The organism is Streptomyces sp. NPDC005551 (genome assembly GCF_042871785.1).
Classification (GTDB): Bacteria; Actinomycetota; Actinomycetes; order Streptomycetales; family Streptomycetaceae; genus Streptomyces.
Window position 1 is genome coordinate 469,877 of sequence record NZ_JBIAJE010000006.1, and the last position, 15,395, is coordinate 485,271.

General features: G+C 70.9%; 18 protein-coding genes. 12 read left to right on the plus strand and 6 right to left on the minus strand.

Annotation, left to right across the window (positions count from 1 at the left end):
* Positions 1 to 100: 100 nt before the first annotated feature.
* Together ACFYP4_RS20190 and meaB are read left to right on the plus strand one after the other, a co-directional pair.
* On the plus strand, positions 101 to 1,303 hold the full coding sequence (locus ACFYP4_RS20190) for an acetyl-CoA C-acetyltransferase (protein ID WP_358854222.1): 1,203 nt from the start codon (positions 101 to 103) through the stop codon (positions 1,301 to 1,303).
* A gap of 63 nt (positions 1,304 to 1,366) precedes the next feature.
* Complete coding sequence (meaB, locus tag ACFYP4_RS20195) at positions 1,367 to 2,323, plus strand: methylmalonyl Co-A mutase-associated GTPase MeaB (RefSeq protein WP_388786736.1); 957 nt, start codon at positions 1,367 to 1,369, stop codon at positions 2,321 to 2,323.
* Positions 2,324 to 2,578: 255 nt separating this feature from the next.
* Here the strand turns inward: meaB and ACFYP4_RS20200 are convergent, their stop codons facing one another.
* Positions 2,579 to 3,205, minus strand: coding sequence for a PepSY domain-containing protein (locus tag ACFYP4_RS20200; RefSeq protein WP_388786739.1), 627 nt, complete (start codon positions 3,203 to 3,205; stop codon positions 2,579 to 2,581).
* Positions 3,206 to 3,330: 125 nt separating this feature from the next.
* Here ACFYP4_RS20200 and ACFYP4_RS20205 point away from each other — a divergent pair, with 125 nt between their 5' ends.
* The gene (locus tag ACFYP4_RS20205; RefSeq protein WP_358854225.1) at positions 3,331 to 3,993 is read left to right on the plus strand and encodes a response regulator transcription factor; all 663 of its coding nucleotides are present in this window, start codon (positions 3,331 to 3,333) and stop codon (positions 3,991 to 3,993) included.
* Positions 3,990 to 5,420, plus strand: a complete 1,431-nt coding sequence (locus tag ACFYP4_RS20210) for a HAMP domain-containing sensor histidine kinase (protein ID WP_358854226.1) — start codon at positions 3,990 to 3,992, stop codon at positions 5,418 to 5,420. The genes ACFYP4_RS20205 and ACFYP4_RS20210 overlap by 4 nt, the downstream gene beginning before the upstream one ends.
* 3 nt (positions 5,421 to 5,423) lie before the next feature.
* Here ACFYP4_RS20210 and ACFYP4_RS20215 read toward each other — a convergent pair whose 3' ends face one another.
* From ACFYP4_RS20215 to ACFYP4_RS20230, 4 genes are all read right to left on the minus strand, one after another.
* Positions 5,424 to 5,900: a MarR family transcriptional regulator gene (locus ACFYP4_RS20215; protein ID WP_358854227.1), complete on the minus strand. Its 477-nt coding sequence runs from the start codon at positions 5,898 to 5,900 to the stop codon at positions 5,424 to 5,426.
* Between the two features lie 92 nt (positions 5,901 to 5,992).
* Entirely contained in the window at positions 5,993 to 6,790 is a 798-nt protein-coding gene (locus tag ACFYP4_RS20220) for an AIM24 family protein (protein ID WP_358854228.1), read from the minus strand.
* Positions 6,787 to 7,437: an AIM24 family protein gene (locus ACFYP4_RS20225; protein WP_358854235.1), complete on the minus strand. Its 651-nt coding sequence runs from the start codon at positions 7,435 to 7,437 to the stop codon at positions 6,787 to 6,789. Before ACFYP4_RS20225 ends, ACFYP4_RS20220 begins: the two co-directional genes overlap by 4 nt.
* A 1-nt stretch (position 7,438) precedes the next feature.
* The gene (locus ACFYP4_RS20230; protein WP_358854236.1) at positions 7,439 to 8,071 is read right to left on the minus strand and encodes an AIM24 family protein; all 633 of its coding nucleotides are present in this window, start codon (positions 8,069 to 8,071) and stop codon (positions 7,439 to 7,441) included.
* Between the two features lie 224 nt (positions 8,072 to 8,295).
* On the opposite strand from ACFYP4_RS20230, the gene ACFYP4_RS20235 reads away from it, so the two are divergent.
* The 6 genes from ACFYP4_RS20235 to ACFYP4_RS20260 all read left to right on the plus strand — a co-directional run bounded on the left by ACFYP4_RS20235 (position 8,296) and on the right by ACFYP4_RS20260 (position 12,126).
* Complete coding sequence (locus ACFYP4_RS20235) at positions 8,296 to 8,643, plus strand: DUF3817 domain-containing protein (RefSeq protein ID WP_358854229.1); 348 nt, start codon at positions 8,296 to 8,298, stop codon at positions 8,641 to 8,643.
* Positions 8,640 to 8,933 (plus strand): MTH1187 family thiamine-binding protein, encoded by a 294-nt coding sequence (locus ACFYP4_RS20240; RefSeq protein ID WP_358854230.1) that lies wholly within the window; start codon positions 8,640 to 8,642, stop codon positions 8,931 to 8,933. The genes ACFYP4_RS20235 and ACFYP4_RS20240 overlap by 4 nt, the downstream gene beginning before the upstream one ends.
* Before the next feature lie 125 nt (positions 8,934 to 9,058).
* Complete coding sequence (locus ACFYP4_RS20245; RefSeq protein WP_388786746.1) at positions 9,059 to 9,394, plus strand: hypothetical protein; 336 nt, start codon at positions 9,059 to 9,061, stop codon at positions 9,392 to 9,394.
* Positions 9,395 to 9,404: 10 nt separating this feature from the next.
* Positions 9,405 to 9,914 (plus strand): MarR family transcriptional regulator, encoded by a 510-nt coding sequence (locus ACFYP4_RS20250; RefSeq protein WP_358854232.1) that lies wholly within the window; start codon positions 9,405 to 9,407, stop codon positions 9,912 to 9,914.
* Positions 9,915 to 9,978: 64 nt separating this feature from the next.
* On the plus strand, positions 9,979 to 10,317 hold the full coding sequence (locus ACFYP4_RS20255; RefSeq protein WP_358854233.1) for a DUF3817 domain-containing protein: 339 nt from the start codon (positions 9,979 to 9,981) through the stop codon (positions 10,315 to 10,317).
* Between the two features lie 108 nt (positions 10,318 to 10,425).
* Positions 10,426 to 12,126, plus strand: a complete 1,701-nt coding sequence (locus tag ACFYP4_RS20260; protein WP_388786750.1) for a methylmalonyl-CoA mutase — start codon at positions 10,426 to 10,428, stop codon at positions 12,124 to 12,126.
* Between the two features lie 109 nt (positions 12,127 to 12,235).
* Here the strand turns inward: ACFYP4_RS20260 and ACFYP4_RS20265 are convergent, their stop codons facing one another.
* Positions 12,236 to 12,862, minus strand: coding sequence for a TetR/AcrR family transcriptional regulator (locus tag ACFYP4_RS20265; protein WP_358852238.1), 627 nt, complete (start codon positions 12,860 to 12,862; stop codon positions 12,236 to 12,238).
* 280 nt (positions 12,863 to 13,142) lie between these two features.
* Here ACFYP4_RS20265 and ACFYP4_RS20270 point away from each other — a divergent pair, with 280 nt between their 5' ends.
* Together ACFYP4_RS20270 and ACFYP4_RS20275 are read left to right on the plus strand one after the other, a co-directional pair.
* A complete protein-coding gene (locus tag ACFYP4_RS20270) occupies positions 13,143 to 14,117 on the plus strand; it encodes a tetratricopeptide repeat protein (protein WP_358852239.1) in 975 nt (324 codons plus the stop codon).
* 620 nt (positions 14,118 to 14,737) lie between these two features.
* Positions 14,738 to 15,370, plus strand: coding sequence for a DUF6230 family protein (locus ACFYP4_RS20275; protein WP_358852240.1), 633 nt, complete (start codon positions 14,738 to 14,740; stop codon positions 15,368 to 15,370).
* The last annotated feature ends 25 nt before the right edge of the window (positions 15,371 to 15,395 follow it).

Genomic DNA, 15,395 nt, shown 5'->3' on the forward strand with positions numbered 1-15,395 from the left:
CGCTCAGTACATTCAAGTACACCCTCATCTGTGGGGAGTCCCCCCAGACCTCCCACTCGTTCACTCCTCAGCTGTGCAAGCTGGAAGGGGATCGCACCTCATGTCTGGAACGAACAGCACGACCTCCGTGATCGTCGCGGGTGCCCGCACCCCGATGGGACGGTTGCTCGGCTCGCTGAAGTCCTTCTCCGGAGCCGACCTCGGAGGATTCGCGATCAAGGCCGCCCTCGACCGTGCGGGTATCGGCGGCGACCAGGTGCAGTACGTCATCATGGGCCAGGTCCTGCAGGCCGGGGCGGGGCAGATCCCGGCACGGCAGGCCGCGGTCAAGGCCGGCATCCCGATGAGCGTGCCCGCGCTCACCATCAACAAGGTGTGTCTGTCGGGCCTCGACGCCATCGCGCTCGCCGACCAGCTCATTCGCGCCGGCGAATTCGACGTGGTGGTCGCCGGCGGCCAGGAGTCCATGACGAACGCCCCGCACCTGCTCCCGAAGTCCCGCGAGGGCTACAAGTACGGTGCGATCCAGATGCTCGACGCCATGGCGTACGACGGGCTGACGGACGCCTTCGAGAACATCGCCATGGGCGAGTCGACGGAGAAGCACAACACCCGTCTCGGCATCGACCGTCCCGAGCAGGACGAGATCGCGGCGCTGTCCCACCAGCGGGCCGCCGCCGCCCAGAAGAACGGCATCTTCGAGGCGGAGATCACGCCGGTCGAGATCCCGCAGCGCAAGGGCGAGCCCGTCGTCTTCAGCCAGGACGAGGGCATCCGCGGCGAGACCACCGCCGACTCGCTCGGCAAGCTGCGCCCCGCATTCACCAAGGACGGCACGATCACGGCCGGTACCTCCTCGCAGATCTCGGACGGCGCGGCGGCCGTGGTCGTGATGAGCAAGGCCAAGGCGCAGGAGCTGGGCCTGGAGTGGATCGCCGAGATCGGCGCGCACGGCAACGTGGCCGGGCCGGACAACTCGTTGCAGTCGCAGCCGTCCAACGCCATCCGGCACGCGCTGAAGAAGGAGGGCCTGGACGTCGCGGATCTTGATCTGATCGAGATCAACGAGGCGTTCGCCGCGGTGGCCGTGCAGTCGATGAAGGACCTCGGCGTCTCCTCGGAGAAGGTGAACGTCAACGGCGGTGCCATCGCGCTGGGTCACCCGATCGGAATGTCCGGCGCCCGGCTCGTCCTGCACCTCGCGCTGGAGCTCAGGCGGCGCGGCGGTGGCGTGGGCGCGGCCGCGCTGTGCGGCGGCGGCGGGCAGGGTGACGCGCTGATCGTGCGGGTGCCCAGGGCCTGACGGCTCCGCGGGGTTCCTCCGCGGTTCCTCCACTACCGACCGACTCGACTGAACGGAGCTGTGATGCAGGACGTCTCCTCACTGGTGGCCCAGGCCAGGGAAGGACGGCCGCGGGCCGTGGCCCGGCTGATCTCCCTGGTGGAGGGGGCGTCCGAGCAGCTCCGTGAGGTCATGGCGGCGCTGGCCCCGCTCGCCGGGAACGCGTACGTGGTGGGGCTGACCGGGTCGCCGGGTGTCGGCAAGTCGACCTCCACGTCGGCGCTGGTGACCGCCTACCGGCGGCTCGGTCGGCGGGTCGGGGTGCTCGCCGTCGACCCGTCGTCGCCGTTCTCCGGGGGCGCGCTGCTCGGGGACCGGGTACGGATGTCCGAGCACGCGTCGGATCCCGGGGTCTACATCCGCTCGATGGCCACCCGCGGGCACCTGGGCGGCCTCGCCTGGGCGGCCCCCCAGGCGATCCGCGTCCTGGACGCGGCGGGCTGCGACGTCATCCTCGTCGAGACCGTCGGTGTCGGGCAGTCCGAGGTGGAGATCGCCTCGCAGGCCGACACCTCGGTGGTGCTGCTCGCCCCCGGGATGGGCGACGGGATCCAGGCGGCGAAGGCCGGGATCCTGGAGATCGGTGACGTCTACGTCGTGAACAAGGCCGACCGGGACGGCGCCGACGCCACGGCCCGCGAGCTGAACCACATGCTCGGACTCGGGGAGTCCCGCGGGCCGGGGGACTGGCGGCCGCCGATCGTCAAGACGGTGGCGGCGCGGGGGGAGGGGATCGACGAGGTCGTCGAGGCCCTGGAGAAGCACCGCGCGTGGATGGAGGAGCGGGGGGTGCTGGGCGAGCGGCGGCTGTCGCGGGCCGCTCGCGAGGTCGAGACGATCGCGGTCACGGCGCTGCGGGAGCGGATCGGTGACCTGCACGGGGACCGGCGGCTGAGCGCGCTGGCGGAGCGGATCGTGGCGGGGGAGCTGGATCCCTACCGGGCGGCGGACGAGTTGGTGGCGGGGCTGACGTCCGGCTGAGACCGGGCGCGCCTCCACCCCCCCCGTGGCGGCGGGTCGGGACCTCCTGCGGGAGGGCGGATGCGGGTCGTGCCGAACGCGGCGCGGGCAGCCGCGCGCGAGGGCAGGCGCGGGCGCACCCCGTAGGCGCGGGGTCCGCCGTCCCTCATCGATCTCGGCCACGGCGCCAGGCGCCAGGCGCCAGGCGCCTGATGCCGGTTGCCTGATGCCTGATGCCTGGTGGACAACGTGAGTTGCCCGGGCGGTGCCCCGGGGTCAGTCGTCGTCCGACGTGGCGGCCGGGCTCACCCGCGCCGTGCGCGGGTCCACGCGCCAGTCGTGCTCGACGCCGTCCGGGGACCGGGTCTCCGCGTCCCAGAAACCGCTCCCGCCGTCCTCGTCCTCGAGGTCGAGGGAGGTCACCGTCCCCTTCGCGGCGGCGGCGCGGGCCGCCTCGGCCGCGGAGGTGGAGGTGCCCTTCAGGGCGGCCCGGATCTCGGCGGTGTCGTCCTCGTCGCCGGCGTGCGAGCCGAGAACCCCGCCGGTGACGGGGTCGATCCCGACGCTGCGCCAATTGCCGCCCCGGGTCAGGACGTCGACCTCCCAGACCGCCTTCCCGGCGTCGTCGTCGAGGTCCACGGAGACCGCGGTACCCGGCGTGTGACCCAGCGCGGCGTCGACGGCCCCGGCCGCGCTCACCTCGGCCTTCTCGGCCCGCGCGGCCTCGGACTTCTCCTCCGCGGCGTCGTCGTCGCGGGAGTCGTCCCGGGCGTCGTCCGCACCCCGCGCGCTCGGCTGCCGCGCCGGCCCGTCGTCGTCACCCGCGACCGCGAGAGCCGTCGCGGAGCCGCCTCCGATCAGGGCCGCGGCGGTGACGGCGGCGATGACGATGTTGCGCTTCATGAGATGTCCTCCCGGTTTCAACGGCGATGCCGTGTTGCGACGGGAACCAACCTGCCCGACGGCCGCTGAAGCCGTCCTGAAGGCGCCTGAAGGGCTCTTCAGCTTCGGTTTGGGACGCTGGTCGTATGCGCCTGTTGATCGTGGAGGACGAGAAGCGGCTGGCTCTGTCGCTCGCCGGGGGACTGACCGCGGAGGGCTTCGCCGTGGACGTCGTCCACGACGGGCCGACGGGACTCCACCGGGCGGGTGAGGGGACGTACGACCTGGTGATCCTCGACATCATGCTGCCCGGCATGAACGGGTACCGGGTCTGCGCCGCCCTCCGCGCCGCCGGCCACGACGTGCCGATCCTGATGCTCACCGCCAAGGACGGCGAGTACGACGAGGCGGAGGGGCTCGACACCGGCGCCGACGACTACCTGACCAAACCGTTCTCGTACGTGGTGCTGGTGGCGCGCGTGAAGGCGCTGCTGCGCCGGCGCGGCACGGCCGGGGCCTCGCCCGTGCGGGTCGTCGGCGACCTGAAGGTCGACACGGCGGCCCGGCGCGTCTTCCTCGGCGAGGACGAAGTCGCCCTCACCACCAAGGAGTTCGCGGTCCTGGAACAGCTCGTCGTACGGGCCGGGGAGGTCGTGTCCAAGGCCGGCATCATGGAGCACGTCTGGGACTTCGCGTACGACGGTGACCCGAACATCGTCGAGGTGTACGTGAGCACGCTGCGCCGCAAGCTGGGGCCCGACCTCATCCGAACCGTGCGCGGCGCCGGGTACCGGCTGGACGCGCGATGAGGCGCCTGTTCGGCTCGGTACGGGCCAAGGCCACCCTCGGCGCGACCCTCGTCGTGGCGATCGCGCTGGTCGCCGCCGGGACCGCCGTACTGCTGTCGCTGCGGTCCAACCTGATCGTGCAGGCCGGCACCCAGGCGGAGCGGGCCGCGCGGGAGGTGGCCGCCGACCTGTCCGCCGGCACCCCCTACGACGAGTTGTCGCTGGACGACGACCAGCCGGTACAGGTGGTGGACGAGTCCGGACGGCTCGTCGCGGCGAGCGAGCACCTGGAGCGGATCAGCGGCACGGGAGTCGGCGCGGTGCGGCCCGAGCCCCCGGCGGCCGGCGAGGACGACGACCACGGGGGCGGCCGCCACGGCGACGACCCGCTCGAACCCGGCGAGATCGGCGACGAGGTGAGCCACAGCGACGGGTCCGCCACGATCGACGGGGACACGGCGGACTACCGCTTCGCGGCCGTGGAGGTGAGCGTCCGGGACAAGGGCGATCTCACCGTGTACGCCGGCCGGCCGCTGTCCACCGAGCAGAGCGCCGTGGGCACCGCGCTGACCGTGATGCTCATCGGCTTCCCGCTGCTGCTGGGCGTGGTGGCCGGGGTGACCTGGCTGGTCACCCGCCGGGCGCTGCGGCCCGTGGAGGGCATCCGCAGGGAGATGGCCGCCATCACGGCCTCCGAGGACCTGGCACGGCGGGTGCCCGTGCCCGCCACACACGACGAGGTGGCCCGGCTCGCCCGGACGACCAACGAGACACTGGCCGCCCTGGAGACCTCCGTGGAGCGGCAGCGCCGGTTCGTCGCCGACGCCTCGCACGAGCTGCGCAGCCCGATCGCCTCGCTGCGCACCCAGCTGGAGGTGGGCGCGGCCCACCCCGGACTGCTGGATGTCGAAGGAGCCGTCGAGGACACCGTACGGCTGCAGCGGCTGGCGGCCGATCTGCTGCTGCTGGCGCGGCTCGACGCGGGGGAGGGGCCGGGGCGGGCCCGGTTCGACCTCGGGGCGCTGGTCCGGGAGGAGACCGCCGAGCGGACCGGCGTCACCGCGGACGCCGAGGCGGTCGAGGTGACCGGCTCCCGGGGGCAGCTGGCGCGGGTGCTGGCCAACCTGCTGGACAACGCGCGACGCCATGCGCGCGACCGGGTCGCCGTCACCCTGCGCCGGGAGGGCGGCTGGGCCGTGCTCGGGGTCGAGGACGACGGGGCGGGCGTGCCGGAGGAGGAGCGGGAGCGGATCTTCGAGCGGTTCGTCCGGCTCGACGACGCCCGCAGCCGGGACGACGGCGGGGCCGGTCTCGGCCTCGCCATCGCCCGCGACGTCGCGCTGCGGCACGGCGGCACGCTCACCGTCCGCGCGGCGCCCGGAGGTGGGGCGCTCTTCGAACTCAGGCTGCCCGTGGGCCGGTCGGCACGGGGCGCCGGGACCGGGTGACGGTCAGGGACGGCCCCGCTGGCCCCGCAGCTGCTCCGCGATCGGGGTCAGCGACTTGTGGAGGCTGTGCAGGGCCTCCGGGGAGAGCAGGTCGATGAAGTGCCTGCGCACGGACGCCACATGGTGCGGGGCGACCTTCCGCATCGTCTCCAGGCCGTGGTCGGTGAGGACCGCGTACAGTCCTCTTCGGTCGGATTCGCAGTTCTCACGACGAACCAGGTTCGCGTTCTCCATGCGGGTGATCTGGTGAGAGAGGCGACTCTTGGACTGGAGGGTGGCGGACGCGAGGTCGCTCATCCGCATCCGTACGTCCTCCGACTCGGAGAGATTCACCAGGATCTCGTAGTCGTTCATCGTCAGTCCGAACGGCTGGAGGTCCTTTTCGAGCTGGTATGTCAACAGCATGTTGACCTCCAGGTGGGTGCGCCAGGCGCACTGCTCCGCATCGGTCAGCCAGCGCGTGGCCGTCTCGGTCTCCATAAATGAAGTCTACCTAAAAGGTTGAAAGGCGAACTAGTGAGGGCGGTGTGACTACGCGCACGCGTTCGACGTCACACTCCGCAGACTACCGCTCACAGCCCGAAGCGACGCTGGAGGTCCCCCAGCTGTCCGGGAAGACGCGGTGCGCCGGCTTGCCCTCCGTGCTGGCCCGGCACCCCGCCGCCGCCCGGTACCCCGGCCTGCTGCGGAACCGCTCCGGTGGCCTGCTCCGCCATCAGGGCCTCGGACGACTGGAGCAGGACCGTACCCGCCCCGACGAACTCGAACTGGTGCTCTTCCCCGGAAGCCCCGCCGATGCCCGTCATCGCACGTAGACCGCCCATGACACCTGTCAGGTAACCGTGGTCGTAGTGGTGGCAGGGGGAGGGGCAGTCGGCCCATCCGACGAGGGCCTGCGGGTCCACCCGGATCGGCGGTTCCATGAACACCACGGGGCCGTTCGAGGCGGCCACGAACTTGCCCGTTCCGATCAGCGTCAGGAAGCCCGGGACGATGGACTGCTTCAGCGCGAGAGTTGGCTGAAAAGCGAGGAGGTTGCCCGAGCGAATGGTCAGGTTGCCCTCGTCCAAGTCGTACGAATTCACGTCGAAGGCCCGGTCGGCGAGCAGCATCTTGCCCGAACCCTCGGCCACCACCCAGTCGCTCGCGTGCAGTGGCGAATGGAACGACGTACGCACCAGACGGTCCAGCCGGCCGTGCCCGATGCCGTTGAATTCCATCGATCCGTAGTACGCGATCATCTTGCCCTTCTGCAGGAACCACTGGCTCCCCTTGAGCTCCACGCAGAAGGTGTACTTGTTCACGTTGTCGTCGACCGGCAGGGTCGCCGGATCGAAGACCACCGGGCCCGAGGCTCCGTACGCGCTCACAGCTTCTCCTCCGAGGCCTGGACGTACACCGCACCACTGCCGCTCAGCTCCAGCTGGAACGCCTCGCCCGAGCCGCGGCCCACCATGTCGCGCCAGCCGAGCGCCGTGGACAGCTTGTTGCGCACGTCGCCGTGGTGCGCCACGTACGCCTGGGGGTCGACGTGGACCGGGCGCTGCGGGGTGATCGGGACCTGGATCACGCCCCCGTGCGCCATGACCGCGACCGAGCCGTGGCCCTTCAGGGTCGTGGTGAACAGGCCCTGGCCCGTCACCTGGCCGCGCACCATGCCCATGACCCCGCCCTGCGAGCCCATGAACATCGTGCCCTGCTCCAGCGTCCCGTCGAAGGCGAGCAACCGGTCCGCCTCCACGAACAGGGTGTCACCCGTGAGGGTGATGACCTCGATGTGATGGCCGCCGTGCCCGAAGAGCACCGTGCCGGAGCCCTCGACGGTCATCAGGGGGGTGGCCTCGTTCGCCAGGCGGCGGCCGATCATCGACATCACACCGCCCTGGCCGCCCTGCATGTTCGGGGTGAAGGAGACCTCCCCCTTGTACGCGAGCATCGCGCCGCGCTGACTGAACAGCCGCCGGCCGGGGAGGACGGTCGCCTCGATCATCTTCGAGTTGATCTCACGGAAGGGCATCTCAGACATCCCCCGCGATCGTGTTGCGCTCACTGGGCTGTACGTAGACCAGGCCGTCGCCCTCGAAGCGGATCTGGAAGGCCTCGCCGCCGCCCTCGCCCATGAACGTGCGGAACGTCACACCGGACTGGAAGGACTGCCGCACATCGCCCTGGTGCGCGATGTACGCGCCCGGGTCGACGGTGAGCGGGTACTGGGAGCTGACCCGCAGCACCACCGCCGGGCCGTCGGACATGATCGCCGCCTGGCCGTGGCCCTCGACCGTCGTCGTGAACAGGCCGTTGCCCTGCGAGGCGCCGCGGACACCGGTGAAGGACGTGCCCGTCCGCAGTCCGGCGTCCGTCGCGAGCAGGTTGCTCGACTCGACGTACAGCTTGTCCCCCTGGAGGTTCACGAGGTTGATCTCGGAAGCCCGGTCGGCGAACCAGCAGGTCCCCTGACCCTTCACCTCCATCATGATCATCTGTTCGCCGGTGAGGCGGCGGGTCACCATTCCCCGGATCCCCTCGCCGCCGCCACTCAGCTTCTTGAAGGCCATCTGCCCGTCGTACGCGACCATCGAGCCGTTCTTCGCCTTAACGGCGTCGCCGGTCATGTCTACGGCCAGCACCTTGCTGCCTTGGAGTCGGAACATCGCCACGGTGCGAAGGTAGCCGCCCGGCGGGGCCGCCGACAGGGCCCACGGGTGGAGAACGTCCCTGATCGCACCCCTAAGGGGCGGCCGTCACCCACGGACCGGGGCGGCCGTCACCCCAGGACCGGGGCATCCGGGCCCGGATGCCACAATGAACCGACGCTTGTGCGTGCGTTCACAAAGCGCTCCTGCCCGCCGACGCGAATCTCCCCCGAAGGTGACCCGTGGACCTGAAGACCGCCACCGCCCTCCGCCGTCTCCGCCTGGTCTCGGCCCCCGAGGCCGTGTCCTTCCTGCTGCTGCTCGTCTGCTCGGTGCTCAAGCGCACGACGGACTTCAACGCGGTGCCCGTCATGGGCGCGGTCCACGGTGTCCTCTTCATCCTGTACGTGATCTTCTGGGCCGACGCCTGGAACCGGACCAAGTGGCCGCTGGGGACCGCCGCGCTCTACTTCGTGCTCTCCGTCCTGCCCACCGGCGGGTTCTTCGCCGAGCGCAAGCTGCGGCGCGAGGCCGAGGACGCGGTCATCGCGTCCCGTGCGCGCCGCGAGGGAGTCGTGAAGGCGTCATGATCGTCGCCTTCTCCGTGACGCCGCTGGGCGTCGGCGAGGACGTGGGCGAGTACGTCGCCGACGCGGTCCGCGTGGTCCGCGAGTCGGGCCTGCCGCACCGCACCGACGCCATGTTCACCTCCGTCGAGGGGGAGTGGGACGAGGTCATGGACGTCGTCAGGCGCGCGGTGGCCGCGGTCGAGCGCCGGGCGCCCCGGGTGTCCCTCGTCCTGAAGGCCGACATCCGCCCGTCGGTGACGGACGGGCTGACGTCCAAGGTCGAGACGATCGAACGCCACCTGTCCGCGTAGTCCGCGCGACTCGGGGCCCCGGGCGGGCCCGGTTGCCCTCGTGCGCCGGGCACCCGGTGCAAGGACTCCCTGCGCGGCGCCCGGCAGGTCCTCGCCGACCGGCGGGTACGGGTGCTGCTCCTGCTGTGCCGGGTGCCGCCCCTGCGCTCGTCTGCCTCTCCCCGCTGCCCTGCCTCGGCTATGCCCTGCACCCCGGCCTCGCCCGGCCCCTGGTCCTGCCGCTGGTGATGACCGTCCAGGGCGTCGGGATGGCGCTGGCGGGCGTCGCCGCCAAGTTCGCCGGGACGGCCGCCACGGTCGACGGCGCCGGGGCGCTGGGCATCCTGCGCTGCGCCCTGCTGGCCGCCGAGGCCCGGCGCACGGAGGGCAGAGAGGCTCTCGGGGGCGGCGAGGACGCGGGTGACGTGGGGCCGGGGACCGAAAGGCGAGACGGGGCTGACCACGATATGACCGGCCGGTAGGGTCTTTGCCGTGCCGAAGCCCCTCGCTCTCGCCTTCGATCCCATCGCCCGCGCCGACGAACTGTGGAAGCGGCGCTGGGGTGCCGTGCCGTCCATGGCGGCGATCACCTCGATCATGCGGGCACACCAGATCCTGCTCGCCGAGGTCGACGCGGTCGTCAAGCCGTACGGGCTGACCTTCGCGCGGTACGAGGCGCTGGTGCTGCTCACCTTCTCCAAGGAGGGCGAGCTGCCCATGTCGAAGATCGGCGAGCGGCTGATGGTGCACCCGACGTCCGTCACGAACACCGTGGACCGGCTGGTCAGGTCGGGCCTGGTGGCCAAGCGCCCCAACCCGAACGACGGGCGCGGCACCCTCGCGTCCATCACGGACAAGGGCCGTGAGGTGGTCGACGCCGCCACCCGCGACCTGATGGCGATGGACTTCGGCCTCGGGGTGTACGACGCCGAGGAGTGCGCGGAGATCTTCGCGATGCTCCGCCCGCTGCGCCTCGCGGCGCAGGACTTCGACGAGGAGTAGGGGCCGCCGTCCGGCCGCGGGGGCGCGCGAAGACCGTACGAAACCGGCGGTTACGCTCGTAGGCATGAAAAAGAGCGTGCTGACCCGCTACCGCGTCATGGCCTACGTCACCGGTGTGCTGCTGGTCCTGCTGACCCTCGGCGTGATCGCCAAGTACCTGCTGCACATCGACGGCGCCGAGGACTTCACCAAGGTGGTCGGTATCGCGCACGGCTGGCTCTACGTCCTCTATCTCGTCTTCGCCTTCGACCTGGGCTCCAAGGCGAAGTGGCCGGTCGGCAAGCAGCTGTGGGTGCTCGTCGCGGGCACGATCCCGACGGCCGCGTTCTTCGTGGAGCGCAAGGTCAGCCGGGAGCTCGAGCCCCTGGTCGCGGACGACTCGCCCGCCGTCGCCAAGGCCTGACCGCGGTTCCGGGACCGGGGCCCGGCCGGACAGCGCGCCACCGCCGTACGGGCGTGTACGGCGGTGAGCCATCGACATTTACTAGGACGTCCTAGTAAATTCGAAGGTATGGACGCTGACGCCATCGAGGAGGGCCGCCGACGCTGGCAGGCCCGGTACGACGCTTCGCGCAAGCGCGAGGCCGATTTCACCACGCTCTCCGGCGATCCCGTGGAGCCGGTGTACGGGCCGCGGCCCGGCGACATCTACGCGGGCTTCGACCGGATCGGCTGGCCCGGGGAGTACCCGTTCACCCGCGGGCTCCACGCGACCGGCTACCGGGGGCGGACGTGGACCATCCGGCAGTTCGCCGGGTTCGGGAACGCCGAGCAGACGAACGAGCGGTACAAGAAGATCCTGGCCAACGGCGGCGGTGGACTGTCCGTCGCCTTCGACATGCCGACACTGATGGGGCGCGACTCCGACGACACGCGCTCGCTGGGCGAGGTCGGGCACTGCGGCGTGGCCATCGACTCGGCGGCCGACATGGAGGTCCTGTTCCAGGACATCCCGCTCGGTGACGTCACGACGTCGATGACGATCAGCGGGCCGGCCGTCCCGGTCTTCTGCATGTACCTGGTCGCCGCCGAGCGCCAGGGCGTGGATCCGTCCGTGCTGAACGGCACCCTCCAGACGGACATCTTCAAGGAGTACATCGCGCAGAAGGAGTGGCTCTTCCAGCCCGAACCGCACCTGCGGCTCATCGGCGACCTGATGGAGCACTGCGCGGCGAGGATCCCCGCGTACAAGCCGCTGTCCGTCTCCGGTTACCACATCCGGGAGGCCGGTTCCACGGCCGCGCAGGAGCTGGCGTACACGCTCGCGGACGGATTCGGTTACGTCGAGCTCGGGCTGAGCCGCGGGCTGGACGTGGACGTGTTCGCGCCCGGCCTGTCCTTCTTCTTCGACGCGCACGTCGACTTCTTCGAGGAGATCGCCAAGTTCCGCGCGGCGCGGCGCATCTGGGCCCGCTGGATGCGGGACGTGTACGGCGCCGCGTCCGAGAAGGCGCAGTGGCTGCGCTTCCACACGCAGACGGCCGGTGTCTCGCTGACCGCGCAGCAGCCGTACAACAACGTGGTGCGCACCGCCGTGGAGGCGCTGGCCGCGGTCCTCGGCGGCACCAACTCGCTGCACACCAACGCGCTGGACGAGACCCTCGCCCTGCCCTCGGAGCAGGCGGCGGAGATCGCGCTGCGCACGCAGCAGGTGCTGATGGAGGAGACCGGCGTCGCCAACGTCGCCGACCCGCTGGGCGGTTCCTGGTACGTCGAGCAGCTCACCGACCGGATCGAGGCCGAGGCCGAGAAGATCTTCGAGCAGATCAGGGAGCGGGGCCTGCGGGCGCACCCCGACGGGCGGCACCCGATCGGCCCGATCACCTCGGGCATCCTGCGGGGCATCGAGGACGGATGGTTTACCGGCGAGATCGCCGAGTCCGCCTTCCAGTACCAGCAGTCCCTGGAGAAGGGGGACAAGCGGGTGGTGGGCGTCAACGTGCACCACGGTTCCGTGACCGGCGACCTGGAGATCCTGCGGGTCAGCCACGAGGTCGAACGGGAGCAGGTGCGGGCGCTGGCCGCCCGCAAGGACGCACGCGACGACGCGGCCGTCCGGGGGGCGCTGGACGCGATGCTCGCGGCGGCGCGGAGCGGGTCGAACATGATCGGGCCCATGCTGGACGCGGTCCGGGCCGAGGCGACGCTCGGGGAGATCTGCGGGGTGCTCCGTGAGGAGTGGGGGGTGTACACGGAACCGGCGGGGTTCTGAGCCGCCCTCCCGTGTGCGGCGGGGCCGGGTCCCGGGGGTGCCGCCCCCGGGACCCGGCCCCGCCGACGTGCTCGTCCTCGGGCGTCCGAAGGGCCGGCGTACCTCCGGTTCAGTCCGGGGCCGCCGCGCCCGTCAGGCCGAGGAGGAGTACGCGGGTGAAGCTGCGGACCCACTCCTCGTCCGCGGGCTCCGCGCTGACCAGGGTGCGGTGCACCACCGCTCCCGCGACCACGTCGAAGATCAGGTCCGCCGTGCGGGCGGCCGACTCCGGGTCCTCCTCGGGGGGCAGTTCGCCGCGTTCCTGGGCACGGGAGCGGCCCTCCACGACGAGGCGCTTCTGGCGGTCGACGATCGACGTGCGGATGCGCTCGCGCAGCGGTTCGTCGCGGGTGGACTCCGCGACGACGGCCATCAGGGCCGTCTTCGTCTCGGGGCGGCCGAGGATCGCCGCGAACTGAAGGACGACGCCCTCGATGTCGGCGGCGAGGCTGCCGCGGTCGGGAAGTTCCAGTTCGTCGAAGAGGACGGCCACGGCGTCGACGACGAGTTCGTTCTTGCCCGCCCAGCGGCGGTAGAGCGTCGTCTTGGCCACCCCGGCACGGGTCGCGACGTCCCCCAACGTGAGTTTGGACCAGCCCAGTTCGACCAGGACCGCGCGGGTCGCGTCCAGGATCGCGGCGTCCGCGGTGGCGCTGCGGGGGCGCCCCGTGCGGGAGGCCGGAGTGCGACGGTGCATGTCAGCGACCATATCCGGGCATGCAGGGGACGATATCCGGCTGTTGTGTGAAGTCGTGAGGGAGATCACCGGGGCGGGGCGGACAGCGGTGCCTCCGGGGAGTTACGCTACGACCCGTAGCGAAAGCTGTGCGCGGCCGTGCCGCGCGAGCGACAACCACAGGCGCCAGGTGGGGACCCGGCGCCGAACAGTACGCAAACAGGCCGGGCTTTGACCATGCCGCGGGTCTGGCTTCGGGCACGCTTTTCACTCGTGCGCGCGGAAGGGGGAGGATGTACTCATGCAGCCACGGAACATGTCCATGAGCGGAGTCGTCGACCTCGCCGCGGTGAAGGCGGCCCAGGAGGCCAAGGCGAAGGCGGAGCAGGCGCGCGCCGAAGCGGCCAGGCAGGGCGGCGGCGGGGCCGTATCCCCCGCCAGCCTCGTCATCGACGTAGACGAGGCGGGTTTCGAGCGCGATGTCCTGCAGCGCTCCACCGAGGTACCGGTCGTCATCGACTTCTGGGCCGAGTGGTGCGAGCCGTGCAAGCAGCTGAGCCCGGTCCTGGAGCGGCTGGCTCTCGAGTACGCCGGCCGCTTCGTGCTGGCCAAGATCGACGTCGACGCCAACCAGATGCTGATGCAGCAGTTCGGGATCCAGGGGATCCCGGCCGTCTTCGCGGTGGTCGCCGGCCAGGCGCTCCCGCTCTTCCAGGGGGCCGCGAGCGAGACACAGATCCGCGGCACGCTGGACCAGCTCGTCCAGGTGGCGGAGGAGCGCTTCGGGCTCACCGGCCTGACCGTCGACGCGGAGGCCGGGCCGGCCGCCGCCCCGGCGGCGCCGCAGGTCCCGGCCGGCCCCTACGACGCGCTGCTCGAAGCCGCCGTACGGGCGCTTGACGCGGGTGATCTGGCCGGAGCCGTGCAGGCGTACAAGAACGTGCTGAGCGACGATCCGGCCAACAGCGAGGCCAAGCTGGGGCTCGCGCAGGCCGAGCTGCTCCAGCGGGTGCAGGACGCGGACCCGCAGCAGGTGCGCAGGGACGCGGCCGAGAAGCCGGGTGACGTGCCGGCGCAGATCGCCGCCGCGGACCTGGATCTGGTGGGCGGTCATGTGGAGGACGCGTTCGGGCGGTTGATCGAGGCCGTACGGCGTACGGCCGGCGACGACCGGGACGCGGCGCGGCTCCGGCTGCTCGAACTGTTCGAGGTCGTCGGTGCCGACGACCCCCGGGTGGCCACGGCGCGCAGGGCACTGGCGCGGGCCCTCTTCTGACCAGTCCCTAAACGCTCGGACGTGTGATGCCCGGGTGAAAAGTTCGCTCCCGAAGTGACCGTGCGGCCGCGTTTTACCAAAACTTGGTAATCGCGGCCGCTGTTACTTGGAGTAAGTCACGGGCGTTGATCTGTCGGATTCCGTCCGTGAATCAAGTACTTTGCCCACGCGCTCCGGGCCACCCTGCGTCGCCGTCCGAGACCGGCGGGTCGTTGTTCGGTTATCCGCCCGTTACTAGCGAGTAACGAACCCCCTTGTGCCGACGGCGAGAATGCACCACGATCGGCGACGCTCGGTCCATTTCCGTACCCCCGACAGCCAATCGGGCAACCGGGTTCTCTGGGTCCCCACCGAGTAGGGCCGGCAGCAGTGGTGCCGGTTCTTGGACAGGGGGGTCTCTGCTTCGGCGGAGCCTGTCCAGCAGGTTGTGCGTGATGTGCGTCAGGCGCGACCAGTGGTTGTCGCTCGGGGGTGATCGCCGGTGATTCGGGCGCGGTTCGCGCTGCCGAGATCGGGCGCTCTCCTTCCCGAGGACGTAGCACTTCTCCCATCCCTGCCCGGCTGAGCCGCCGTCATGGGGCAGTCAGGGCCAGGAGATGTACGTCCGAGAAGGAGGAAATATGGAGTCCCAGGTGCGTGGCGGAACCAGATGGAAGCGGTTCGCCGTCGTGATGGTGCCCAGTGTGGCCGCGACGGCGGCGATAGGTGTCGCCCTCGCGCAGGGCGCTCTCGCCGCGTCGTTCAGCGTCTCCGGTCAGTCGTTCAAGGTGACGGCGGACCGGCTCGACGGTACGGGCTTCTCGCAGTACGGAGCCATTGACTCGGGTTACACGCTGGACGGCAAGAAGACGGCTCACCCCGTCGCCGTCTCGGCGTTCAAGTCCGCGTCGATCACGAACATGTGCCAGTCCGTTGTCACCCCGGACGTGCCCATCTTCGGTTCCGTGAGCCTCATGCTGAAGGCCGGCGGTGGCGACACCGCGGTCCAGGCCGAGAACCTGTACATCGACGTCGAGGACCTGCAGGCCGACGCGACGTTCCGCAACATCGACATCGGTGTTGCCGCCAAGGACGCCAACAAGGGTCCGGGCATCGCCAAGGGCGACCAGGCGAACCCCTACGGTTTCGCGCAGCAGGCCGACTCGGCCACGCTGACCGGCGTGAAGCAGACGGCGTGGGCGACCACCGCCGGAACGTTCAAGCTCAGCGGCCTGAAGATGTCGCTGTCCAAGGGCGTCAAGGAGTGCTACTAGGCACTCCCTGGGGCGGACGGGGGAG